A 22,242-nucleotide genomic window follows, 5' to 3' on the forward strand; every position below is an offset into this window, starting at 1 on the left:
ACGCACTTTACAATTCAATTATGTTATATTATAATTTAGAAAATCCTAATGTAAGAAAGCGAGGACGCGCAAATGAACCAGAGTGCACTGGATGGATTTGTGAAGATCGTAGAGATGGACAGTTTTTCGGCAGCAGCAGAGGCACTGTATCTTTCGCAGTCGGCGCTTTCGCAGCAGATCCGCACGCTGGAAGGGCAACTGCAGTTTGAACTGTTCCAGCATGTACCGCGCCGGGTGATCCTGACCCCGGCAGGCCGGGACTTTTACCCCAAGGCAAAGCAGTTGACGGCCTTATATCAGGAGGCAGTGCGCCATGCCCGTGCGGTACAGCAGCAGGAAAAGCCGCCGGAACGGCATCTGGTCATTGCATGGAGCCATGAGGCGATGCGGATGTTCGGGTACGACCTGTTTTCTCTGACGAACGAGCTGTGTCTGCAATACACGTCTATTATGATGCAGTGCGCCAGTCGCAGCGAGGTCTGGCGCAGTCTGAAAAAAGGGGACGCGGACCTTTCTTTCCAGTTGGAAAGTGCGGAATTTTACGCGCAGGGGTTCACTTTCATCCCGCTGCTTTATGTGCCGGAGCTGTGCATTCCCATCCACCCGCCCGCCGATATGCCGGTGGGCAGGCTGAGTCTGGAGCAGGCGCTGCAATACCGCTGGCTGCCCGTCAAAGAAATGTACCAGACCGTCTACGAGACCAGCCTGCTGCAGGAGGGGCTGGAGCGCGGAGTGAACTTTACGCCGGTGGGCGGCATCCGCAGCGCATCCTATGGGGATCCTGCGCTCAAGATGGTTCCTGCAGTCTATTACCGCAGACCGGATCTCAGCTTTGCGCGGGTGCTGGACTGGGGCAGGGGACACCGGTTCGGCATCGTGCTGGGACAAAAGCGCGAGGACCCGTGGGTGATGGCCTATGTCCGCGCGGTGCAGCAGCTGCTGCCGTCCCTCTCGGAAAAGCTGTTCGGCCTGAAGCTGGAAGCGGTGGAGGAATAAAGAAAAAAGAAAACCCTCTCAGGCGCATTCGCGCCAGCTCTCCCGAAGGGAGAGCTCTATTGCAGCTGACCGGTAACTGCTGAAAAGCTCCCCCTCTCGGGGGAGCTGGCATCGCGTAGCGATGACTGAGAGGGTAAACAAATAGCACCTGCTGCCTTCGGAAAGGAAGGCGGCAGGTGCTATTTTTGTGCTTATACTGCGATGACGGGCAGCTTACTCCACCACGTCCTCGAACTGGCTGTTGTACAGGTCGGCGTAGAAGCCGCCTGCTTCGATCAGCTGGTCGTGGGTGCCCTGCTCCACAATATCGCCATCTCGCATCACAAGGATGAGGTCGGCGTCCCGGATGGTGGAAAGACGGTGTGCGATCACAAAGCTGGTGCGGCCCTCCATCAGGCGGTCCATGGCGGTTTGGATGCGCTGCTCGGTGCGGGTATCCACACTGCTGGTGGCTTCGTCCAAAATCAGGATGCGGTTATCTGCCAGAATGGTGCGGGCGATGGTGAGCAGCTGCTTCTGGCCCTGACTCACGTTGGAAGCGTCCTCGTTCAGCTCCATCTGGTAGCCGCCGGGCAGGGTGCGGATGAAGTGGTCGGCGTTGGCAGCCTTGGCGGCGGCGATCACTTCTTCGTCGGTAGCATCCAGACGGCCATAGCGGATGTTCTCCATGATGGTGCCCTTGAACAGCCATGTGTCCTGCAGCACCATGCCGAAGCCCTCGCGCAGAGCGCTGCGGTCAAAGTCACGCACATCGTGGCCATTCAGGGTGATGGAACCGGAATCCACATCATAGAAGCGCATGAGCAGCTTGACCATGGTAGTTTTGCCCGCGCCGGTAGGGCCGACGATAGCCACCTTCTGGCCGGGCTTGACCTCACAGCTGAAATCGTGGATGACGGTCTTGTCCGGGGTGTAGCCGAAGCGGACATGACTGAATGTCACCTGACCGTTGATGCAGCCGGGGTCGGCCCGGCGGGCCGGGTCTGCCTGCTGATCCTCTTCCGGCTCGTTCAGAAACTCGAACACCCGCTCAGCGGCAGCGGCCATGCTCTGCAGCATGTTGGACACCTGAGAAAGCTGCTGGATGGGCTGTGTGAAGTTCTTGACGTACTGGATGAAGGCCTGAATGTCACCGATGGTAATGGTGCCGTTTGCCGCAAAAATGCTGCCCACGATGGCCACTGCCACGTAGCCCAGATTGCCCACAAAGTTCATAATGGGCATCATCAGGCCGGAGAGGAACTGGCTCTTCCATGCGGATTCGTACAGCTTATCGTTGGCGGCGTTGAAGTCGTTCAGCACCACGGCCTCGCGGTTGAAGGCTTTGACCACGTTGTGGCCGGAGTAGACTTCTTCCACCTGACCGTTTACAACGCCCAGGATGGCCTGCTGGGCCTTGAAGTATTTCTGGCTGAACCGAACTACGATGAGCACCAGCACCAGCGAGACGGGCAGGATCAGTAGGGCGATCAGGGTCATCTTCGGGCTGATGGACAGCATCATGACCAGCACGCCGATCATGGTGGTCACACTGGTGATGAGCTGGGTGATGCTCTGGTTCAGGCTCTGGCCCAGCGTGTCCACATCGTTGGTGATGCGGGACAGCACCTCGCCCACGGTGCGCTTTTCAAAGTAGGCAAGGGGCAGGCGGTTGATCTTTTCGCTGATCTGCTTGCGGAAGTCGTAGCAGACTTTCTGGGAAAGGCCGGTCATGAGCCAGCCCTGAATAAAGCTGAAGGCGCTGCTCAGCAGGTACATGCCCAGCAAAAACAGCAGGATGCGGCCGATATACACAAAGTCGATGCTGCCGGTGCCGCGCAGCTTGGCGATCCAGCCGGTGGCAAGAGCCGTGGTGGCCTTTGCCAGCACCTTAGGGCCTGCAATATTGAAGATGGTAGAAAGAATGGCAAATACAATGGCGGTAACGAGCGAAAGGCGGTAGCGGCCAAGGTTGCGCACAAGCTGCAGCAGGGTGCCCTTGAAGTCCTTGGCGCGTTCGGTCGTCATGCGTCCGGGTCTTGGCATATCACTCACCCTCCTTTTCGGTATTCAGAGATTTGAGGTCCAGCTCCTTCTGGCTCAGCTGGCTGCGGGCGATCTCCTGATACTCCGGGCAGGAAGCCATCAGCTGGGCATGGGTGCCCTTGCCCACCAGGCGGCCTTCGTCCAGCACCAGGATCTGGTTTGCGTGCAGCACAGTGGAGATGCGCTGTGCCACAATGATAACGGTAGCGTTATCGGTCTGGGCTTTCAGTGCACGGCGCAGGGCAACATCGGTCTTAAAGTCGAGGGCAGAAAAGCTGTCGTCGAACAGATAAATTTTGGGGTCCTTGGCAATGGCGCGTGCAATGGAAAGGCGCTGCTTCTGGCCGCCGGACACATTGGAGCCGCCCTGTGCAATGGGGCTTTGGTAGCCCTCGGGCTTTGCGTCGATGAACTCGGTGGCCTGCGCAATGGCAGCAGCCTTTTTCACATCGGCATCGGTGATGTGCTCCCCGCCGAACTTCAGGTTCGAGTCGATGGTGCCGCTGAACAGCACGCCCTTCTGGGGCACATAGCCCAGCAGGTCGTGCAGCTGTGCCTGCGGCATATTGCGCACATCGATGCCATCCACGGTCACGCTGCCGCCGGTGACATCATAAAAGCGGGGGATGAGGTTGAGCAGGGTGGATTTGCCACAGCCGGTGGAGCCGATGATGGCGGTGGTCTCGCCGGGCTTTGCGGTAAAGCTGATGTGCTCCAGCGCATCGCTGTCCGCACCCGGGAAGCGGAAGCTCACATCGTGGAACTCTACCTCACCCTGCCAGTTTTCGTGCTCCTGCGCGGGCTTTGCAGCAGCTTCGTCCGGGTCGTTGATGGTGGCCCTGGTGCGGATCACCTCGTCGATGCGCTCCGCAGCCACACCGGCGCGGGGCAGCATGACGGCCACCATGGCCAGCATCAGGAAGGACATGACGATCTGCATGGTGTAGGTGATGAATGCGATCATCTCGCCCACCTGCATGGTGCCGTTGTCCATGGCCTTGCCACCGAACCAGACGATCAGCAGGCTGGTGCCGTTCATGATGAGGGTCATAAAGGGCATCATGGCAACCATGGCGCGGTTGGTGAACAGCTGGGTGCTCATCAGGTCTTTGTTGGCCTTGTCGAAGCGCTCCTCCTCAAACTTTTCACGGCTGAAGGCACGCACCGGCATGATGCCGGTCAGAATCTCGCGGCTGACGAGGTTCAACCGGTCCACCAGCTTCTGCATGATCTTGAACTTGGGCATGGCCACACTCATCAGGAAGAGGATGAGCAACAGCAGAACGGCCACATCCAGCACGATGATCCAGGAAAGGCCGGTGCTGCTGTTCAGCACATGCAGCACGCCGCCAATGCCCAGAATGGGCGCATAGGCCACCATACGCAGCAGCATGACGCAGACGAACTGCACCTGCTGGATGTCGTTGGTGGTGCGGGTGATGAGAGATGCGGTGGAAAAATTCTCGATCTCTGCATTGGAGAACCCGATGACGCTGGCAAAGGTCTCACGGCGTAGGTCGCGGCCAATGGCGGCGGACACACGGGAGGCGAGGAAGCCCACCGCAATGGACACAGCCACCATCAGCAAAGTCAGGCCCAGCATCTGGCCGCCTACGCGGTAAAGGTAGCGCATCTGCACATCGTGGGCAATGCCCTGTGCCTCGTATTCCAGCTGCACCAGCAGCATGGACTGGCTTTTGAGGTTCTCAATCAGGGTATCATCCAGACTGGCAAAAGCACCGGCCAGCTGCTGCTGGACAGCTTCGCGGGTGAAGCCGGGCATCTGGCTCATAGCGGCAAACTGGGCGCATACGGTGTCCAGATCTTCGGCAGTGGGGGTGACGGTCTCGCTATCCGTGGTGGTGCTCTCAGAGGATGCCGCCTGCATGTCAGCAAGGCCGGTCATGCCCATGGTGTCCTGCCCGGCGGGGGCGTTCGCTGCCTGCGCGGCGGCCATATACAGCACGATGTCCGGCGTGGTGACGGCATCCTCCAGCGCGGTGCGCTCGTCATCGGTCAGGTCGGTGCGCAGCTTCAGCACGCCGTCGTCCTGAAGATAATACCCGTAGGCGTTCTGGAGCGCATCGGCGTCCTCTTCGCTCATCAAAAGCGTGAGGGCGTCCAGCGTGCTCTGGCGTATCGTTTCCGGCAGGGGGCTTTCAATGCCGCCCTGCTGGATGCCGGTGTCCACGATCCTGCTGGTGTAGTCCGGCAGCGAAAGATCGCAGTACGCCTGCACGAACAGCAGCGCGAACACCACAAGACAGACGGCCCAGTGCCGGGCCAGCTGCTTGAAAATTTTCGTCATAGTTCGGTTCTCCCTTCGTTGTTTTTTGCTTCACGGGAAGCGTTTTCCGCAAGAATGGCATCCATCAGTGCGCCGCGCAAAGTATTCATCTGCTGCACCTGCTCCGGTGTCAGCCGGGCCATCACGCAGGCAAAATAATCGCTGAGTGCATCCTCACACCGGGCACAGGCGGCGTAGCCCTCCGGCGTGATGCGCACCAGTGTTTTGCGCCGGTCAGCCGGGTCTGCTTCGCGCAGAACAAGGCCGTCCTGTTCCAGCTGGCGCAGGCTGCGGCTGATGGCCGGCAGCGGCTGGTGTGCCTCCCGGGCAAAATCGGAAACATACACCGCTCCGTTCTGCCCGCGGGTACTGATCGTGTGAGCCAGACCCTCCAGCATGGGAAAGTGGCACTTGGGACAGCCCCGCAGAGCCGCCTTCATGCCGGCCCGGGACGCCTTGCTCAGCCGTCCCAAAAAATGGCACAGACCGTGAAAGCTCGCGGCGGCTTCGGTCTCGTTCAACATTCTATCCCTCCTCATTGCAAAATGCTTAACAGCTGTTAACTATTAACGCCTGACAATAATATTCCTCCCGCACCCAGAATGCAAGGGCAGTTTAGGATAATTTTAAAAAAGTTCACAAAAAGGGGAGAACGGCAGAAAGCCTGAACCGCCCGGCAGCTGCATAAATAGAATAAGAAACGTTTCTGCGGGAGGGGCGGCGGCAGTGGAACAGAACCTGACAAGAATTTTTACACTTTTTGGCGGCTTGGCACTGTTTTTATACGGCATGGATGCGCTCAGCCACAGTCTGGAAACAGCGGCAGGCAGCCGCCTGAAAAGCCTGCTGGCCGCTGTGACCGGCAGCCCGGTGCGGGGCGTGCTGGCGGGGGCTGCGGTCACGGCGGTGCTGCAAAGCAGCTCGGCAGTCACGGTGATGGTGCTGGGCTTTGTAAGTGCGGGCCTGCTGACCCTGCGGCAGGCGGTCCCGGTGATCTTTGGCTGCAACATCGGAACCACCGTTACCGCACAGCTGCTGGCTTTCCGGCTGGAAGATATGCGCGGCCTTGTGCTGCTGGCCGGGCTGCTGCTCTGCTTTGCCTGTGCGGGGCGGAAGGCCCGGGCCATTGGCCGGGCGGTGTTCGCCTTTGGCCTGCTGTTCGAGGGCATTGCCGATATGGGCACTGCTATGGAACCGCTGGCGCAAAGCCCGGTGTTTGTGCACTGGCTGGGTCGGGTGCGGCAGCACCCATGGCTGGGGCTGCTGGCGGGGCTTGGCATGACCCTGACAGTGCAGAGCAGCTCGGCTACCATTGCCCTGCTGCAGAACTTTGCAGCCCGCCCCGGGCTGGACGGCAGCAGTCTGCTGGGTCTTGCGGGTGCGCTGCCAGTGCTGCTGGGCGATAACATCGGCACCACCATCACAGCAGTGCTGGCATCCTTGAGCGCAAACCGGGACGCAAAGCGGGTGGCTGCGGCCCATGCAGTGTTCAATCTGACCGGCGCGGCGGTATTCTGCGCCGGTCTGCCGTTGTATGTGCGGCTGACGGCTGCACTTTCGCCCAAAGGGCCGGAGCTTGCCGTGATCGCCCGGCAGATCGCGAATGCGCACACCTTGTTCAATGTGATGTGCACGCTGGTGTGGCTGCCGCTGACCCCGCTGATGGTGCGGTTTGTGTGCCGCCTTGTGCCGGACCGGGCAGTGCGGTAAGTTTTTACTGGACAAACATACCAATTGCGCATATACTGAAAGGGATGAAACCTACCGCGGAACAAAAAGGAAACATTGCTATGCGACAGAAAATCGGAAGATTGTGTATGGTGCTGGGCGCGCTGCTGATCCTTGCGGCAGCAGCCCTGCTGGCCTATAACAAGTGGGATGCATCCCGTGCAGACAAGGCCTCGCAGGAGGTGCTGGGCGAGCTGGAGCAGACCCTGAACGCTGCCATTGAGGAAAAGGCAAAATCGGATACCGTGGCGCTGCAGCCGGAGCTGGACCCCACGCAGGTAATGACCGTGACCGAACTGAACGGCTGGGATTACATCGGCTATCTGTCCATTCCGTCCATCGGGCTGGAACTGCCGGTGATGAGCCAGTGGAGCTATGCGGGCCTGAAAATCGCACCGGGCCGTTACTCCGGTTCCACCTATGCGGATAACATGGTGGTCTGCGCCCACAACTATGCAAAGCATTTCAGCCCCATCAAGTGGTTGACCGAGGGCGCGCAGGTCTATTTTACGGATATGGACGGTATGCGCTGGACCTACGAGGTCTCCTATGTGGAAAACCTGCAGCCCACGCAAATTGAGGAAATGACCGAAAAGACGGAGGAGTCCGATGAATGGGATCTGACCCTCTTTACCTGTACCACCGGCGGCAGCGCCCGGTGCGCTGTGCGGTGCGTGCGGACGGGCTACCCGGCGCTCACAACGGAGACCGCAGAATAAGATGCAAAAAATCCCCTGTGCACTGGCACAGGGGATTTTTCATATCCGGTATTCAGTGGACGGTGCCCACCTTCACAGGGGATTACTTGCTCTGAATGTACTCGTCAATGGCCTTTGCAGCAGCCTTGCCTGCGCCCATGGCCTTGATGACGGTAGCTGCGCCGGTCACGGCATCGCCGCCGGCGTACACACCATCGCGGCTGGTTTTGCCGTCGTCGCCGTCGGTAACGATGCAGCCGTGCTTGTTTGTTTCCAGACCCGGGGTGGTGGAGCGGATCAGCGGGTTGGGGCTGGTGCCCAGACTCATAATGACCGTGTCCACATCCAGCTCGAACTCGCTGCCCTTCTTTTCGATGGGGCGGCGGCGGCCAGAAGCATCCGGCTCGCCCAGCTCCATCTCAATGCAGGTGATGGACTTGACAAAGCCCTCGTCGTTGGCGTGGATCTCCACAGGGTTGCACAGGGTCTTGAAGATGATGCCCTCTTCCTCGGCATGCTCCACCTCTTCCTTACGGGCGGGCAGCTCAGCCATGCCGCGGCGGTAGACGATGTACACGGTCTCGGCACCCAGACGCAGGGCGCTGCGGGCAGCGTCCATAGCCACGTTGCCGCCGCCCACAACGGCGACCTTTTTGCCGGTGCGGATGGGGGTCTTGCTGGTGGGCAGATAAGCCTTCATCAGGTTGGAGCGGGTCAGGAACTCGTTGGCAGAGTAGACGCCCTTCAGGCTCTCGCCGGGGATGCCCATGAAGCGGGGCAGACCGGCACCGGAGCCTACGAACACGGCCTCGTAGCCGTACTCGTCCATCAGCTCGTCGATGGTGAGCACCTTGCCAATGACCATATTGCACTCAAAATCAACACCCATCTTCTTCAGGCCGTCGATCTCCTGCTGCACGATGGCCTTGGGCAGACGGAACTCAGGGATGCCGTACATCAGCACGCCGCCGGCCACATGCAGGGCCTCGTAAACGGTGACCTTGTAGCCAAGCTTTGCCAGATCGCCTGCGGCGGTCAGGCCGGCAGGGCCTGCGCCGATGATGGCCACCTTGTGGCCGTTCCATTCGGGCACGATGGGGGCGGTGTGCACATTCTCACGGTGCCAGTCGGCAACAAAGCGCTCCAGGCGGCCGATGCCCACCGGCTCGTTCTTGATGCCGCGGGTGCACTTGCCCTCGCACTGGCTCTCCTGCGGGCATACACGGCCGCAGACAGCGGGCAGGGAAGAGGAGCGGTTGATCACCTGATAAGCGGCTTCAAAGTCGCCCTCGGCCACATGGCCGATGAACTCGGGGATATCGATGCCCACAGGGCAGCCGGTCTGGCAGGGTTTGTTCTTGCAGTGCACGCAGCGCTTTGCTTCGTTCACGGCCATTTCTTCGGTGTAGCCCAGAGCAACTTCCTTAAAGTTCTTGTTGCGCACATTGGGGTCCTGCGTGGGCATGGGGCACTTCTTCGGGTCCATATTGAAAGCCATCTTATTTTACCTCCTGATTGAGCAGATTGCATGCCGCTTCACGGGCGTGTGCCTCAAACGGGCGGTACATGGTGCCGCGGGCCATTGCCTCATCAAAATCCACCAGATCGCCGTCAAAGTCGGGGCCGTCCACGCAGGCGAACTTGGTCTCGCCGCCAACGGTCAGGCGGCAGCCGCCGCACATGCCGGTGCCGTCGATCATGATGGGGTTCATGGAAACGATGCTCTTCAGGCCATGCTTCTGGCAGGTCTTGACCACGAACTTCATCATGATCAGCGGGCCAATGGTGATGACCAGATCGTACTGGTTGCCGGCGGCCACCAGCTCGTCCAGTGCAGCGGTAACAACACCCTTGGTGCCATAGCTGCCGTCGTCGGTCATAATGCGCAGCTCGTCGCTGCAGGCTTTGAACTCGTCCTCAAGGATCAGCAGGTCCTTATTGCGGAAGCCCACCACGCTGTGCACCACACAGCCCTGCTCGTGCAGCTCACGGGCAATGGGCAGAGCGATGGCGCAGCCTACGCCGCCGCCCACGACACATACCTTCTTCAGGCCTTCCACCTCGGTGGCGCGGCCCAGCGGGCCTACAAAGTCGTGGACACTCTGGCCCACCTGCAGGCTGTTCAGCTCCATCGTGGTACCGCCCACGATCTGGAAAATGATATCCACAGTGCCCTTTTCGCGGTCGTAACCGGCCACGGTCAGGGGGATGCGCTCGCTGTCCTCAAACGGGCGCACAATGATAAACTGGCCCGGCTTTGCCTTTTTGGCGATCAGCGGGGCTTCAATGACCATCTTCGTCACGGTGGGATTCAGCGCGACTTTTTCAGTGATCTTATACATTGTGTTTGCTCCTTTATGCTGGCTTTTCCTATTTCTGCGCACGAAAACGCGCCTGTATGCCCTCAGCGGCATAACAGACGCAGCTCTTACAGGCGACAAAATGACACTTTCCATTATAATAGTTTACAAAAGGGAAAGCAAATCAATTTTCTTCGTGTATGTCGTGACAAACTTGAATGATGACACAGGTAAAGCCCGCAAAAGTGAAGTCTTTTGAATACAGACAGGCGGGTTTCCAACTTTTTTGCAGAAAATGCAAATTTGTGGTTGACAATTTCCGGGCGGTACGGTATAATAATCAGCGTCGCCGGTAAACAGTCCGGCACAAACACATGGAATGTGCGGCCGTAGCTCATCTGGTAGAGCGCCACCTTGCCAAGGTGGAGGTAGCGAGTTCGAGCCTCGTCGGCCGCTCCATTTTGTGGAAGTTTAGCTCAGCTGGGAGAGCATCTGCCTTACAAGCAGAGGGTCAGCGGTTCGAGCCCGTTAACTTCCACCATTTGGCCCGGTAGCTCAGTTGGTTAGAGCACCAGCCTGTCACGCTGGGGGTCGTCGGTTCGAGCCCGATCCGGGTCGCTTCGTCGAAAGTCCTGCAGTTCATCGGGCGGTCTTGCAAGCAAGACTGCCGTGATGAACGCCAGACTTTCTCCTCTTCCCCACAAAATCTTGCTTCGCAAGCTTTCGCGGGGGCCCCGAAATTCGCGAGAATCGCTCGGGAGGGTGCAGGGATAATTGCACCGCTTATGCCTCTGTAGCTCAGTCGGTAGAGCAGGGGACTGAAAATCCCCGTGTCATTGGTTCGATTCCGATCGGAGGCACCAGCTAAGGAAATCCAGCAGGGTTTCCAATATGCGGCCGTAGCTCATCTGGTAGAGCGCCACCTTGCCAAGGTGGAGGTAGCGAGTTCGAGCCTCGTCGGCCGCTCCAATACGAAGCCATCGTTGATGCAGAAATGCAAAAACGATGGCTTTTTTGTTGTTTCCCGTTACGGCTCCTTCCTGTGAAAAAAGAAAAGCCGGAAAATCCGCAGATTTTTCGGCTTTTGCAAATATGAAAATAATGATTCCGCTGATATTGTCGGAGCGCAATCCGTGCGCGGAGACAATTTAAATCGTTTCTTACAGGATCACATTTTTAATGAGCAGCGAAATGCTGCCGTCGTCGCTGTGCAGAAATTCCACCTCGTTGTCCGAGTTGAGCAGTTCGGTGGGAATCTTCACCTCAATGCCGTTGGCGGTGTGGATGCTGCGGCTCTCCATGCGGCGGATGCGCGCAGGGGTCACGGTCACGGGCTGTTCAGGCGCTTCCAGCACATCACTCTTTTCCACATAATCATCAAAGGGCACGGCGGCAAGGGGATATTCCTCTTCCAACTGCTGACGCACCTGCTGGATGGATACCTGATTGTCGTTGTCTGCGGCCTGATTGGCGATCAGCATCGCGACCTGAGCCTCTACGTGGGGCTGATCTGCGTAGTTTTCCTGCACGGCCTGCACGGCGGCTTCCTGAATGGCCTGCAGCTTTTTCTTTTCCGGCTGGGCGGTGGTGTACTGGAACACTACCGTGGAAAGGTAAAAATCCTTGTGGCCGTCGATGTCGAACTTTTTTTCCAGCAGCTTCATGGAGTAGTCGGTCAGATTGACAAGGGCACCTTCCTCCACCTTGCCGCTCTGGCTGGGCAGGCAGGCCCGCTGCTGGATGATGGAGTTCACCGGGGCACCCTCCACATTCTCGGTGTAGTGGGTGTAGCCGTTTTTGTAGTTCAACTTCAGGATGCCCAGCCACGGCTCACCATCGCGGGTAAAATCCACCACGGCAAGGTCTGCCCCCGGAATGGTGGTGTGCGCGTGCATGTAGTCGAACAGAACGCCTGCGATGCGGCAGGAGAGGTCCACAAAATCATGGTTGTGCTCCAGCTCGTTTTTAAAGGCGGAATCCGGCAGCGGGCGGCACTGGCGGATATCGTCGCTGGCAAGCAGCTTTTCGATGTGGTACTGGAAATAGGCGGTCTTTTCGGCGGTCATTTCCATGCCGCTGCCGCTGAGTACAGGCGCATCCATGGTGGTGTCCAGCACATGCAGAATGGCCTGATGAATGATGATCTCCATGGGAGTTACCTCGTTTTTATAAGAATCTCTTTGGCATACAGTATAGCACAGCCCGGCCCAAAAGGCGAGAGCACATCTTGTAAACCGCCTGCAGGAATGCTACAATAAGGGCAGAAAACCACGCAGGAAAGGGGACAAAAACCATGGAATTCCGTGATAAGCCAATGGAAAACCTCATCCGCCTTCAGGAAAAGGACATCTGCAAAAATGCCCGCGCGCTGCTGCTGGACGGTGAGAGCATCGTGGGTGCCTACAAGACGGTGCGCGATCAGGTGATCTTTACCACCCACCGCATCATCATGGTGGATATGCAGGGCGTTACTGGAACCCGGCAGCAGATCTTTGTGCTGCCGTACCGCAAGGTGCTGCACTTCGGGATCCAGACGGCAGGCTTTGGCGACCCGGTGCAGGCATCGCAGCTGACCGTCTGCTTTGCGGACGCACACGAGGCAAAGTTCGGCTTTATCGGCCAGCAGGAACTGTTTGCGGTCGCCAACGCCATCAGCCGGTGCATCCTGTAAATAACTCCTTTAAAACAGCAGGCTCCCCGCCCGAGACCGGACAGGGAGCCTTTTGCTGTATATGAAATAGGAGAATGGCAGAATTAGCAGCAGCTTGTTTTGCGCACCAGCTGTTCGTGCATGAATACCATGAGCACCAGCAGTGCCAGCAGGTAAAAAGGGAACAGTGCCGGAGTGATGTTGTTTGCCAGCAGGCCGAACAGCGGCGGCATGGCCAGATTGCCCAAATAGGCGCTTGCCATCTGGATGCCGATGACCGCCTGCGATCTGTCCGCGCCGAAGTGTTCCGGCGTGGAGTGGATGATGCTGGGATAGATGGGCGCACAGCCCAGCCCCACCAGAACAAGACCGCTCAGGGCAAGGATCTGCGGCCCGGGCAGCAGCAGAGCCAGCACCCCTGCGGCCAGAATGCACTGACCCATGCGGATCATCTGCGTATCGTTGAATTTCAGGGTCAAAAAGCCGCAGGCGGCGCGCCCGGCAGTGATGCCGATGTAGAACAGGCTGGCAAAGCTGGCGGCAGTGCCGGCGGCAACGCCTTTCGTCAGTGTGAGGTAGCTGCTGGCCCACAGACCGGCCGTGGTCTCCAATGCACAGTAGCAGAAGAAGCACAGCATCACCTCTCTGGCACCCGGCAGACGGAATACCTGTCCAAGGCTCAACGCCTGCGTCGAAGCAGTTTCGGTGTCAGTGCCTGCAGTACGGCTCTGCCATAGCGGCAAACTGAAAAAGAGCACTGCGCTCAGCAGGATCTGGAACAGGGCAATGTACCGGTAGCCGGATGTCCACGGCCCGCCGCCTGCCAGCACCCGGCCCATGACCATGGGGCTGATCATGGTGCCGATGCCCCACATGCAGTGCAGCCAGCTCATGTGGCGGCTTTTATAATGTAAAGCAACATAGTTGTTCAGGGCCGCGTCTACGCTGCCTGCACCCAGCCCATAGGGCACGGCCCACAGGCAGAGCATCCAGAACTGTGTGGAGACCGAAAAGCCGAACAGCGCGGCAGCTGTCATGGCCACACTGAGGGCGGTCACTTTTCCGGTACCCAGCGCACGGGTGAGCCGGTCGCTGTTCAGGCTGGAAACAATGGTGCCAAAGGAGATGATCATGGAGATCAGCCCCGCATAGGACACCGGCACACCGAGCGCCGGATACATGGAGGGCCACGCCGACCCCAGCAGGGAATCCGGCAGGCCTAGACTGATGAACGAGATGTAAATGATCGGAAGCAGAAGCTGTACCATAAATCTTGAGTTCCTCCGGGAAGCGTGTTATACTTGCAATGCATCTTGTACTTTGCTGATGTAATAATATCACACATCGGAGCGGAATATTAGGATAAAAACGCCCGATTGATACAACAAAACCGGCGCGGATGCGGATGTGCACCTTGACGGAAAGGAGATGGCTGATCGTGGCATTTCAGACCGGCTGTGCAGCAGCGGGCGGGCTCAACTGCCTGCCGGATGTTGTGGCGGATGACGAGGGCAGGGAACTGGTGCAGCACGGCAGCGCACTGTTTCCTATTGCCTGCTATGAAGAGGACCTCAAAAGCTACTCGGTAGCATGGCATTGGCATGAAGAGTTTGAATACATCCTTGCCGTAAAAGGCCCGCTGGCGGTGGACGTGAGCAAAGCCCGGCTGGTTTTGCAGACCGGGCAGGGCGTGTTTGTCAATTCCGGAGTGTTCCATGCGGTGGAGCAGGCTGAGACCGGGGATGCCCTGCTGCATTCCGGGGTATTCCATCCGCGCCTGATCGGCGGCATGGATACTATCTTCTGGCAAAAGCTCGTACACCCGCTGCTTCAGCCGGGAGCACCGGCGTTCTTTCTGCTGGACGAGGCAGACGACGGGCAGAAGGCCGTGCTCTGCCATTTGCGGGAAGTCTGGGACGCAGTGGCCCAAGAGGTCTTTGACTATGAGAATCAGGCGCGGTACCATCTTTCGGCGGCGGTGCATCTGCTGGGAATGCAGTGCGAGGGTGGAAAAACAAAGGTCTCTCAGCAGGAGCAGATCGCGGCCCAGCGCATGAAACAGATGCTGCGTTTTGTGGAAGAGCATTATGCTGAGGAACTGAACGTGGAGCGCATTTCCGACTGCGTGGCCCTGAGTGAGAGCGCCTGCCTGCGCAGCTTCCGGCAGCTGCTGGGGATCACACCCATCCAGTATGTCAAGCAGTACCGCATTGAAAAGGCCGCCGAGCTGCTGCTTTCCACCAGCATGAAGATCGGCGAGATCGGTGCCGACTGCGGCTTTTCGGATACCAGCTACTTTACAAAGACCTTCCGGGAGATCAAGCACTGCACGCCCAGAGAGTACCGTCAGAAGTTTGCAGGAAGAGAGCAGTCTCTTTCAAGGCGGGACGGCGGCAGAGCCAGTGCACCGGCTGAAACAGCGTTATAAAAAGGAGAATCGGAAACAATGCAGCGTAGTTTGACCAAAGGCCCCATCACCGGCAGCATTTTGCTGTTTGCTCTGCCGCTGATGCTGGCCTATCTGCTTTCGGCCACGCCGCTGGGCGTTATTGGCATCTGGCTCAGCGTGCCCATCGGCTGGGCGCTGGCAGATGCCATTGGCATTGGATACTATTTAAAAAAGAAGCAGTGACAGCAGGGGGAAAAGAAGATGGTCGACCATATCAGGATCCGCGGCGCGCGGGTGCACAACCTGAAAAACGTGAATGTGGATGTGCCGCTGGGCAAAATCGTGGGTGTGGCGGGCGTGTCCGGTTCGGGCAAGTCCAGCCTTGCGCTGGGCGTGCTTTACGCCGAAGGCTCCCGCCGGTATCTGGACGCACTTTCCACCTATACGCGCCGCCGCATGACGCAGGCGGCAAAGGCATCGGTGGACGAAGTGCTGTATGTTCCGGCTGCACTGGCACTGCATCAGCGGCCCGCTGTGCCGGGCATCCGCAGCACCTTTGGTACCGGCACGGAACTGCTGAACAGTCTGCGCCTGATGTTCTCCCGTCTTTCCAGCTATCCCTGCCCGCAGTGCGGCCACTGGCTGGAACCCAGCCTTGCCGTGGCGGCAGAAAAGCCGCTGCTCTGCCCGCAGTGCGGTGCCAGCGTGCGCGCGCTTTCCGCTGAAGAATTTGCCTTCAACAGTCAGGGTGCCTGCCGCACCTGCAGCGGTACCGGCATGGTGATGACCGTGGACGAGAGCACCCTTGTGCCGGACGATTCTCTTACGATCGACGAAGGTGCCGTGGCCCCGTGGAAGAGCCTGATGTGGTCGCTGATGGTGGATATCTGCCGGGAGATGGGCGTGCGCACCGATGTGCCCTTCCGCGACCTGACCGACCGGGAAAAGGATATCGTTTTCCATGGCCCGGCGGAGAAAAAGCACATTTTTTATCATAACAAAAATTCCAATCAGGCCGGGGAGCTGGATTTTACCTATTTCAATGCCACCTATACCGTGGAGAACGCCCTCTCCAAGGTCAAGGATGAAAAGGGCATGAAGCGGGTGGAAAAGTTCCTGCGGCAAGGCATCTGCCCGGACTGCGGCGGCACCCGGCTGTGTAATGCGGCTCGTACCCCAAAGCTGCGGGGCATCACGCTGGACAAGGCTTGTCAGATGACTCTTGTGCAGCTTACCGATTGGGTGGCGGGTGTGCCGGACAGTCTGCCGGAAGAGATGCGGCCCATGGCCCGCAATATCTGCGAATCCTTCCAGACGGCAGCGGCACGGCTGCTCTCGCTGGGCCTTGGCTACCTGACGCTGGACCGCTCCGCTTCCACTCTTTCCACCGGTGAGCGCCAGCGGATGCAGCTGGCCCGTGCGGTGCGCAACCGTACCACCGGTGTGCTCTATGTGCTGGACGAGCCGTCCATCGGCCTGCATCCTTCTAACATTGAAGGCCTGACCGATGTGATGCACGACCTTGTGGCCGACGGCAACTCGGTGGTGCTGGTGGATCACGATACCCAAATTTTAAAGGAAGCTGACTGGCTGATCGAGATGGGGCCGGAAGCCGGTGCAAAGGGTGGACATGTGATCGCGCAGGGCAGTATTCCGGAAATTGAACAGAACGCGGCTTCTCAGATCGGCCCGTTTCTTGCAGGCAGGGCGGGGGTGAACGCCCGGCCTCATGTGCCGGAAAATGAACTGTTTGCACAGGGCAGCATCCATCTGGAAACCTCGGCCATCCATACTGTGAAGCCGCTGGAACTGGAACTGCCCAAGGGGCGGCTGACCGTGGTTACGGGTGTGTCCGGCAGCGGCAAGACCACCCTGATTTTGGAAAGCCTGGTCCCGGCCTTGCAGGCAAAGGTGAATGGCACAGCCCTGCCAGCGCATGTGAAAAGCGTGGAGGCCGAGGAAATCGCGCAGGTGAAGCTGATCGATGCAACGCCCATCGGCATCAATGTGCGCTCCACCGTGGCCACCTATGCCAATGTGCACGATGAGCTGCGCAAGCTGTTTGCTAAAACGCAGGATGCCAAAGACCACGGCTATAAGGCGGGCGATTTCTCCTACAACACCGGTAAGCTGCGGTGCCCCACCTGTGACGGCACCGGCGTCATCAGTTTGGATGTGCAGTTTTTGCCGGACGTAGAAGTGCCCTGCCCGGACTGCGGCGGTTCGCGTTACAGCCGGGAAGCGGCGGCAGTGAAGCTGCCCACGGCGAACGGCGAACCAGCCTCCATGGCCGACCTGATGGACATGGATGTGTCCACTGCATTGGAAGCCTGTGCGGACTGCAAGCTTGTGCGCCAGCGCCTGCAGGTACTGAAAGAATTGGGCCTTGGCTACCTGACCCTTGGCGAGGAGACACCCAGCCTTTCCGGCGGCGAAGCCCAGCGGCTGAAGCTTGCCAGCGAGATGGGCAAGGGGCAGGCAGACAGTGTGTTCGTGTTCGATGAACCCACCATCGGCCTGCATCCGCTGGATGTACAGACCCTGCTGGGCGTGTTCCAGAAGCTGATCGGGAACGGTGCCACCGTGGTGGTCATTGAGCATGATCTGGATGTGATCCGCAATGCGGATTACCTTGTGGATATGGGGCCGGGCGGCGGCGATGCCGGCGGACGCATCGTGGCGGCAGGTACGCCGGAACAGGTAAGACAGAACCCGGAGAGCATCACCGGGCGGTATATCTGATAGAAAAAGCAACGCCCGCCGGGGAGACCCGGCGGGCGTTCTCTGTACGGCGATAAAACTTACCGCTTAATATCGTAGTTCATGTTCATCAGGTTGCGGATAGTGCTCACATCATCGGTGATGTTGGCATCACCGTGGATGGTGTGCTTGATGGCACTGCTTGCCACCGCAAAGTTGATCATATCCATGGCTCTGTAGTTGTGCAGCATGGCGTAGATCAGGCCGCTGGCAAAGGCATCGCCGCCGCCCACGCGGTCAAGGATATTAAAGGTGAACAGCTTGCTCTCGAAGGTGTGGCCATCGTACCACATGAAGGCCTTCAGGCTGTTCTCGCTGCCGCTGTGCGCATAACGCACATGGCGGGCAATGCACTTGAGATTGGGATACCGCTCGATGAAGTGCTGGAAAATCTCGTCCTGCTGCTCATAGCTGGGCTGCAGAGGCACGCCGTCCTTCCAGTCGCCCTTGGAGTGGTCGTTCTCATCCTTCCACAGGTGGTACGGCTCAATGCCAAGCAGCACATCCACATAGGGCAGGCACTCGGTGCAGAAATCGCGGGCTTCTTCCCAGCTCCACAGGGTAGAGCGGAAATTGCCGTCGAAGCTGACGGTCAGGCCCTTGTTTTTGGCGACCTTGAGCATATCCAGAATGAGGGTGCGGCAGTTGGGTGCCAGTGCCGGGGTGATGCCGCTCAGGTGCAGCCAGTCGTAGCCGTCCAGCAAAGCATCCAGATCCACCTGCGAGAAATCGTACTCAGTAATGGCACTGTGCTTGCGGTCATAGATGACCTTGGACGGACGGATGCCGTAGCCGGTCTCCAGATAATAAGTACCAAGACGGTTGGAAGGAGTCTCGTTCGGCTCGGTCAGGATCATAGGGGTGCAGTGCACGTCGTTGGAACGCAGCCAGCGCACGGCGCTCTTGCCCAGACTGTTGTTGGGCACCACGCTGAAGAAGGTGCTGTCCACACCAAGGTTCGCCAGTGCCAGTGCAATATTGGCCTCGCTGCCGCCGTAGCTGGCCTCAAAGCCGGATGCCATACGGATCTTCTCGTAGTTCGGCGGGGTCAGGCGCAGCATGATCTCACCGCAGGTGATGAATTTCTGGCCGGTGGTATCGTTGCCAAGGATCGGGTTGAAATGTTCCATAACGCTCCTCCTGATATTTACAGCTCATCAGAGTTCTGTTAACACATCGTTGTATCCATTATAATCCGGCCCGGATAGGATTGCAAGCACTTCCGCGGGGATGCAAGAGAAAATAATCAGCCTTTTTTGGGAGATTTGACGAATTCATACCCCTGTCAAATCGAAAGAAGGCGTATACTCTTCCTTTGCGCTGCTCTTCTGCTGCATGTAGCCCTGCGCCAGTCCCTTGTCCATGGCATAGTTGACCACCCGGCGGTATTCATAGGTGGTAATGCGCCGTCCGATGCCGTGCTCTGCGGCTTTGTAAAACGGTGTGTACTGGCTCATGACGCTGGGGATGAAGCACTCGGGGTCTGCATCGTTCCACGCGGCCATCTGGTCAAGCACCGCAAAGCTGTCGTCAACATGGCCGGGCAGGGCAAGGTGCCGCAGAATGACCCCCTTTTGCAGGATGCCCTCTGCATTGAACACCGGGTGCCCGGCCTGTGCCATCATGGCTTCAATGGCGGGCTTTGCCTGCGCAAAATAGTCCGGTGCAGAGGAAAGCTCTGCCGAGAGGGCGGAGGAGACGTATTTCAGGTCGGCCAGCCAGATGTCGATGTATCCGCGCCATGCTTCCACGCTTTCCACCGTTTCGTAGCCGCCGGTGTTGCATACGATGGGCAGATGCAGGCCCTTAGCCCGGGCAATATCCAGCGCGGCAATGATCCAGGGCCGCCACTGGCCGGGTGTGACCAGATTGATGTTGTTGGCACCCTGCTCCTGCAGATTCAGGAAAATCTCTGCCAGATGTTCCACGCTGATCTCCTTGCCAAGGCCCTCGGCGCTGATGGGATAGTTCTGGCAGAAGCAGCATTTGAGGGTGCAGCCGGAAAAGAACACCGTGCCGCTGCCCTTTGTGCCGCTGATGCATGGCTCCTCCCAGTAGTGCAGGGCAGCGCGGGCTGCTTTTAAGGTGCCGCCCGCGCCGCAGAAACCGGTGCGTCCGGCAGCACGGTCGGCCCCGCACCGGCGCGGGCAGAGGGTGCAGGAAGAGGGAACGGAGACGAAATCGCTTTTCGGCATAATATCCAAAGTCCTTTGCTGAAAGTTTGTCAGCCCTAGTATACCACTTTTCACCCCGGACGTGCTATACTATAAGATAAGGAAAAAATAATACATATGGAAAGCAACATCTTTGCAAGGTCCGTGTGGCGGACTGCGGCGGAGAGAACGTTGCGATGGAGGAGACCATGCGCACCGAAACCGATGAGATCCGCGATAATCTCAAGTACCTGACCCTGCTCTCGCGGGATTATCCTTCGCAGGCGGCGGCAGCCAGCGAGATCATCAGCACGCAGGCACTGCTCAAGCTGCCCAAGGGTACCGAGCACTTCATGAGCGACCTGCACGGCGAGAATGAAGCTTTTGTGCATATTCTGAATTCCGCTTCCGGTGTCATTCGCGAAAAAGTGGATCAGGTGCTGGGCGATACCGTGCCGAAGCATACCCGCGCCGAGCTGGCAACGCTGATCTATTACCCCAACGAAAAGCTGCCCCAGCTCAAGGCACGCTGTACCAGCGAGGAAGCGCTGGATCAGTGGTACACCGAAACGCTGCTGAGACTCATTGATATCTGCCGTCTGGTGTCCTCCAAGCATACCCGCGACCATGTGCGCAGATGCCTGCCTGCCAGCTGCGGCTACATTCTGGACGAGTTGCTCCACGCCCATTTTGAGGATCACGACAAGGATCTGTACTATGGCCAGATCGTGGGCAGCATCATTGAAAATGGCCGCGCCGACCGCTTTATCGTGCGGCTGTGTGAGCTGATCAAGCATCTGGCAGTGGACAAGCTGCACATCGTGGGCGACCTGTTCGACCGCGGCCCACGCCCGGATATCATCCTCGATCTGCTCATGCGCCACCACAATGTGGATATCCAGTGGGGCAACCACGATGTAGTATGGATGGGTGCCGCTGCGGGCAGCCCCATCTGCATCTGCACGGTGCTCAAGACCACGCTGGCTTATCATAACCACGGAATGCTGGAGGACTGCTACGGCATCAACCTGCGCCATCTGCAGCGCATGGCCGAGCAGTTCTACGGCAATGATGATCTTTCCATCTGGATGCCTCATACCGATGCGGCCCGCGGCCCCTACACCAGGGGAATGCTGCACCGCTGTGCCGTGATGCACAAGGCCATCAGCATTCTGATGTTCAAGCTGGAGTGCCATGTCATCGACCGCAACCCGGACTTCCAGATGCAGGAGCGAGATTATCTGCGCCGCATCGACTGGGAAAAGCACACGGTAAAGATCGGCGAAAAGGAGTATCCGCTGCGGGATACCTCGTTCCCCACGGTGGACCCCGCCGACCCGGCCGCACTGCACCCGGATGAACAGCTGGTGCTGCGCAAGCTGGTGCAGTCCTTCCGCCAGAGCGAAAAACTGCAGCAGCATGTTGAATTTCTCTATGCAAAGGGCAGCGTGTACCACATTGAGAACGGCAACCTGCTCTACCATGGGGCTGTGCCCATGACCAGCCGCGGCACCTTTGCCATGGAGCGCTTTGAGGGCCGCTACTACTCCGGCCGCGCACTGATGGACTACTGCGATGCCCGCGCCCGCCGGGGCTACTATGCACCGGAAGGCAGCGCTGCCCGCCAGAGCGGACAGGATTTTTTGTGGTATCTATGGTGCGGCAAGCTTTCGCCGCTGTTTGGCCGCAGTGCCATGACCACATTTGAGCGGCTCTATGTAGAGGACGCTTCCACCCACACCGAGGTGAAGGACCCCTATTATACATGGTATAACGATGAGGCCGTCTGCCGCCGCATTCTGGCCGAGTTTGGCCTGCCCGGTGCCAGTCACATCGTCAACGGCCACGTGCCGGTGCGGGAAAAGAACGGCGAAAGCCCCATCAAGGGCGGCGGACGGCTGGTGGTGATCGACGGCGGTTTCTGCCGTGCCTACCACGAAAAGACCGGCATTGCGGGCTACACGCTGGTGTATTCCAGCCGCACCATGTCCCTGCGCACCCATCAGCCCTTTGAAAGTGCTGAGAAAGCGGTGAAGGATAATCTGGATATCATTTCCCAGAAAAACATTCTGGAGACCGAAAATCATCGCATTCTCGTGGAGGACACCGACGAGGGCGAGGTGCTGCGGGAGCGTGTGCACGACCTCAAGCAGCTGGTGGCTGCCTACCAGCTGGGCTGGATCACTGAGACTCGGTGCGAAGACCACATCTGGTAAAGAAAGCGCAACAGCAATGTATCTGGTTTTTGTAAAATAC

At 58.6% G+C, this 22,242-nt stretch carries 17 protein-coding genes and 5 tRNA genes; 13 read left to right on the forward strand and 9 right to left on the reverse strand.

Annotated elements, in window-relative coordinates:
* Positions 1 to 72: 72 nt before the first annotated feature.
* Positions 73 to 996, forward strand: coding sequence for a LysR family transcriptional regulator (locus GKG36_RS09615; protein ID WP_154260459.1), 924 nt, complete (start codon positions 73 to 75; stop codon positions 994 to 996).
* A gap of 213 nt (positions 997 to 1,209) precedes the next feature.
* Here GKG36_RS09615 and GKG36_RS09620 read toward each other — a convergent pair whose 3' ends face one another.
* From GKG36_RS09620 to GKG36_RS09630, 3 genes are read right to left on the reverse strand one after another with little or no spacing between them, the layout of a single operon-like run.
* Positions 1,210 to 3,021 (reverse strand): ABC transporter ATP-binding protein, encoded by a 1,812-nt coding sequence (locus GKG36_RS09620; protein WP_044954204.1) that lies wholly within the window; start codon positions 3,019 to 3,021, stop codon positions 1,210 to 1,212.
* A gap of 1 nt (position 3,022) precedes the next feature.
* Entirely contained in the window at positions 3,023 to 5,329 is a 2,307-nt protein-coding gene (locus tag GKG36_RS09625; protein ID WP_154260461.1) for an ABC transporter ATP-binding protein, read from the reverse strand.
* Positions 5,326 to 5,832, reverse strand: a complete 507-nt coding sequence (locus GKG36_RS09630; protein ID WP_242959263.1) for a MarR family transcriptional regulator — start codon at positions 5,830 to 5,832, stop codon at positions 5,326 to 5,328. Before GKG36_RS09630 ends, GKG36_RS09625 begins: the two co-directional genes overlap by 4 nt.
* A gap of 202 nt (positions 5,833 to 6,034) precedes the next feature.
* Here GKG36_RS09630 and GKG36_RS09635 point away from each other — a divergent pair, with 202 nt between their 5' ends.
* Positions 6,035 to 7,018 (forward strand): Na/Pi symporter, encoded by a 984-nt coding sequence (locus tag GKG36_RS09635; protein ID WP_173012944.1) that lies wholly within the window; start codon positions 6,035 to 6,037, stop codon positions 7,016 to 7,018.
* 80 nt (positions 7,019 to 7,098) lie between these two features.
* A complete protein-coding gene (locus GKG36_RS09640) occupies positions 7,099 to 7,755 on the forward strand; it encodes a sortase (RefSeq protein ID WP_154260463.1) in 657 nt (218 codons plus the stop codon).
* Between the two features lie 82 nt (positions 7,756 to 7,837).
* On the opposite strand, the gene gltA is transcribed toward GKG36_RS09640, so the two are convergent.
* Both gltA and GKG36_RS09650 read right to left on the reverse strand, forming a co-directional pair.
* Positions 7,838 to 9,232, reverse strand: a complete 1,395-nt coding sequence (gene gltA, locus GKG36_RS09645) for an NADPH-dependent glutamate synthase (RefSeq protein ID WP_005945766.1) — start codon at positions 9,230 to 9,232, stop codon at positions 7,838 to 7,840.
* A 1-nt stretch (position 9,233) separates the two neighbouring features.
* A complete protein-coding gene (locus tag GKG36_RS09650) occupies positions 9,234 to 10,076 on the reverse strand; it encodes a sulfide/dihydroorotate dehydrogenase-like FAD/NAD-binding protein (protein WP_044954207.1) in 843 nt (280 codons plus the stop codon).
* A gap of 341 nt (positions 10,077 to 10,417) precedes the next feature.
* On the opposite strand from GKG36_RS09650, the gene GKG36_RS09655 reads away from it, so the two are divergent.
* The 5 genes from GKG36_RS09655 to GKG36_RS09675 all read left to right on the forward strand — a co-directional run bounded on the left by GKG36_RS09655 (position 10,418) and on the right by GKG36_RS09675 (position 11,003).
* Positions 10,418 to 10,493, forward strand: a tRNA-Gly gene (locus tag GKG36_RS09655).
* A 6-nt stretch (positions 10,494 to 10,499) separates the two neighbouring features.
* Positions 10,500 to 10,575, forward strand: a tRNA-Val gene (locus GKG36_RS09660).
* A gap of 3 nt (positions 10,576 to 10,578) precedes the next feature.
* A tRNA-Asp gene (locus GKG36_RS09665) sits at positions 10,579 to 10,652 on the forward strand.
* A gap of 169 nt (positions 10,653 to 10,821) precedes the next feature.
* A tRNA-Phe gene (locus tag GKG36_RS09670) sits at positions 10,822 to 10,897 on the forward strand.
* Between the two features lie 30 nt (positions 10,898 to 10,927).
* Positions 10,928 to 11,003: transfer RNA gene (locus GKG36_RS09675), tRNA-Gly, on the forward strand.
* A gap of 191 nt (positions 11,004 to 11,194) precedes the next feature.
* On the opposite strand, the gene GKG36_RS09680 is transcribed toward GKG36_RS09675, so the two are convergent.
* On the reverse strand, positions 11,195 to 12,184 hold the full coding sequence (locus tag GKG36_RS09680) for a nucleoid-associated protein (RefSeq protein WP_005945773.1): 990 nt from the start codon (positions 12,182 to 12,184) through the stop codon (positions 11,195 to 11,197).
* A 143-nt stretch (positions 12,185 to 12,327) separates the two neighbouring features.
* Between GKG36_RS09680 and GKG36_RS09685 the strand changes: the two genes are divergently transcribed.
* Entirely contained in the window at positions 12,328 to 12,705 is a 378-nt protein-coding gene (locus GKG36_RS09685) for a PH domain-containing protein (RefSeq protein WP_097775338.1), read from the forward strand.
* 83 nt (positions 12,706 to 12,788) lie between these two features.
* On the opposite strand, the gene GKG36_RS09690 is transcribed toward GKG36_RS09685, so the two are convergent.
* A complete protein-coding gene (locus tag GKG36_RS09690) occupies positions 12,789 to 13,952 on the reverse strand; it encodes an MFS transporter (RefSeq protein WP_154260466.1) in 1,164 nt (387 codons plus the stop codon).
* 170 nt (positions 13,953 to 14,122) lie between these two features.
* Here GKG36_RS09690 and GKG36_RS09695 point away from each other — a divergent pair, with 170 nt between their 5' ends.
* Genes GKG36_RS09695 through GKG36_RS09705 form a run of 3 tightly spaced genes read left to right on the forward strand, consistent with a single transcriptional unit; the run spans position 14,123 to position 17,815 of the window.
* Positions 14,123 to 15,112: an AraC family transcriptional regulator gene (locus GKG36_RS09695; protein WP_242959998.1), complete on the forward strand. Its 990-nt coding sequence runs from the start codon at positions 14,123 to 14,125 to the stop codon at positions 15,110 to 15,112.
* A gap of 18 nt (positions 15,113 to 15,130) precedes the next feature.
* Entirely contained in the window at positions 15,131 to 15,316 is a 186-nt protein-coding gene (locus GKG36_RS09700) for a hypothetical protein (RefSeq protein WP_243139048.1), read from the forward strand.
* Positions 15,317 to 15,334: 18 nt separating this feature from the next.
* On the forward strand, positions 15,335 to 17,815 hold the full coding sequence (locus tag GKG36_RS09705; protein ID WP_154260470.1) for an excinuclease ABC subunit UvrA: 2,481 nt from the start codon (positions 15,335 to 15,337) through the stop codon (positions 17,813 to 17,815).
* 59 nt (positions 17,816 to 17,874) lie between these two features.
* Here the strand turns inward: GKG36_RS09705 and GKG36_RS09710 are convergent, their stop codons facing one another.
* A complete protein-coding gene (locus tag GKG36_RS09710) occupies positions 17,875 to 18,963 on the reverse strand; it encodes a sugar kinase (protein WP_154260472.1) in 1,089 nt (362 codons plus the stop codon).
* A gap of 144 nt (positions 18,964 to 19,107) precedes the next feature.
* Complete coding sequence (locus tag GKG36_RS09715; RefSeq protein ID WP_097781681.1) at positions 19,108 to 20,028, reverse strand: radical SAM protein; 921 nt, start codon at positions 20,026 to 20,028, stop codon at positions 19,108 to 19,110.
* Positions 20,029 to 20,183: 155 nt separating this feature from the next.
* Between GKG36_RS09715 and GKG36_RS09720 the strand changes: the two genes are divergently transcribed.
* The gene (locus tag GKG36_RS09720; protein WP_154260474.1) at positions 20,184 to 22,202 is read left to right on the forward strand and encodes a fructose-1,6-bisphosphatase; all 2,019 of its coding nucleotides are present in this window, start codon (positions 20,184 to 20,186) and stop codon (positions 22,200 to 22,202) included.
* Positions 22,203 to 22,242: the final 40 nt, after the last annotated feature.

It is taken from the genome of Faecalibacterium sp. BIOML-A1, assembly GCF_009679715.1.
Taxonomy (GTDB): Bacteria; Bacillota; Clostridia; order Oscillospirales; family Ruminococcaceae; genus Faecalibacterium; species Faecalibacterium taiwanense.

What these genes read in the sequence shown, in the direction of transcription:
- GKG36_RS09710 (WP_154260472.1), bottom strand. Translation starts at nt 18,963, where the DNA reads ATGGAACATTTCAACCCGATCCTTGGCAACGATACCACCGGCCAGAAA.
- GKG36_RS09680 (WP_005945773.1), bottom strand. Translation starts at nt 12,184, where the DNA reads ATGGAGATCATCATTCATCAGGCCATTCTGCATGTGCTGGACACCACC.
- GKG36_RS09720 (WP_154260474.1), top strand. Translation starts at nt 20,184, where the DNA reads ATGGAGGAGACCATGCGCACCGAAACCGATGAGATCCGCGATAATCTC.
- GKG36_RS09640 (WP_154260463.1), top strand. Translation starts at nt 7,099, where the DNA reads ATGCGACAGAAAATCGGAAGATTGTGTATGGTGCTGGGCGCGCTGCTG.
- GKG36_RS09625 (WP_154260461.1), bottom strand. Translation starts at nt 5,329, where the DNA reads ATGACGAAAATTTTCAAGCAGCTGGCCCGGCACTGGGCCGTCTGTCTT.
- GKG36_RS09700 (WP_243139048.1), top strand. Translation starts at nt 15,131, where the DNA reads ATGCAGCGTAGTTTGACCAAAGGCCCCATCACCGGCAGCATTTTGCTG.
- GKG36_RS09690 (WP_154260466.1), bottom strand. Translation starts at nt 13,952, where the DNA reads ATGGTACAGCTTCTGCTTCCGATCATTTACATCTCGTTCATCAGTCTA.
- GKG36_RS09650 (WP_044954207.1), bottom strand. Translation starts at nt 10,076, where the DNA reads ATGTATAAGATCACTGAAAAAGTCGCGCTGAATCCCACCGTGACGAAG.
- gltA (WP_005945766.1), bottom strand. Translation starts at nt 9,232, where the DNA reads ATGGCTTTCAATATGGACCCGAAGAAGTGCCCCATGCCCACGCAGGAC.
- GKG36_RS09615 (WP_154260459.1), top strand. Translation starts at nt 73, where the DNA reads ATGAACCAGAGTGCACTGGATGGATTTGTGAAGATCGTAGAGATGGAC.
- GKG36_RS09705 (WP_154260470.1), top strand. Translation starts at nt 15,335, where the DNA reads ATGGTCGACCATATCAGGATCCGCGGCGCGCGGGTGCACAACCTGAAA.
- GKG36_RS09630 (WP_242959263.1), bottom strand. Translation starts at nt 5,832, where the DNA reads ATGTTGAACGAGACCGAAGCCGCCGCGAGCTTTCACGGTCTGTGCCAT.
- GKG36_RS09620 (WP_044954204.1), bottom strand. Translation starts at nt 3,021, where the DNA reads ATGCCAAGACCCGGACGCATGACGACCGAACGCGCCAAGGACTTCAAG.
- GKG36_RS09685 (WP_097775338.1), top strand. Translation starts at nt 12,328, where the DNA reads ATGGAATTCCGTGATAAGCCAATGGAAAACCTCATCCGCCTTCAGGAA.
- GKG36_RS09715 (WP_097781681.1), bottom strand. Translation starts at nt 20,028, where the DNA reads ATGCCGAAAAGCGATTTCGTCTCCGTTCCCTCTTCCTGCACCCTCTGC.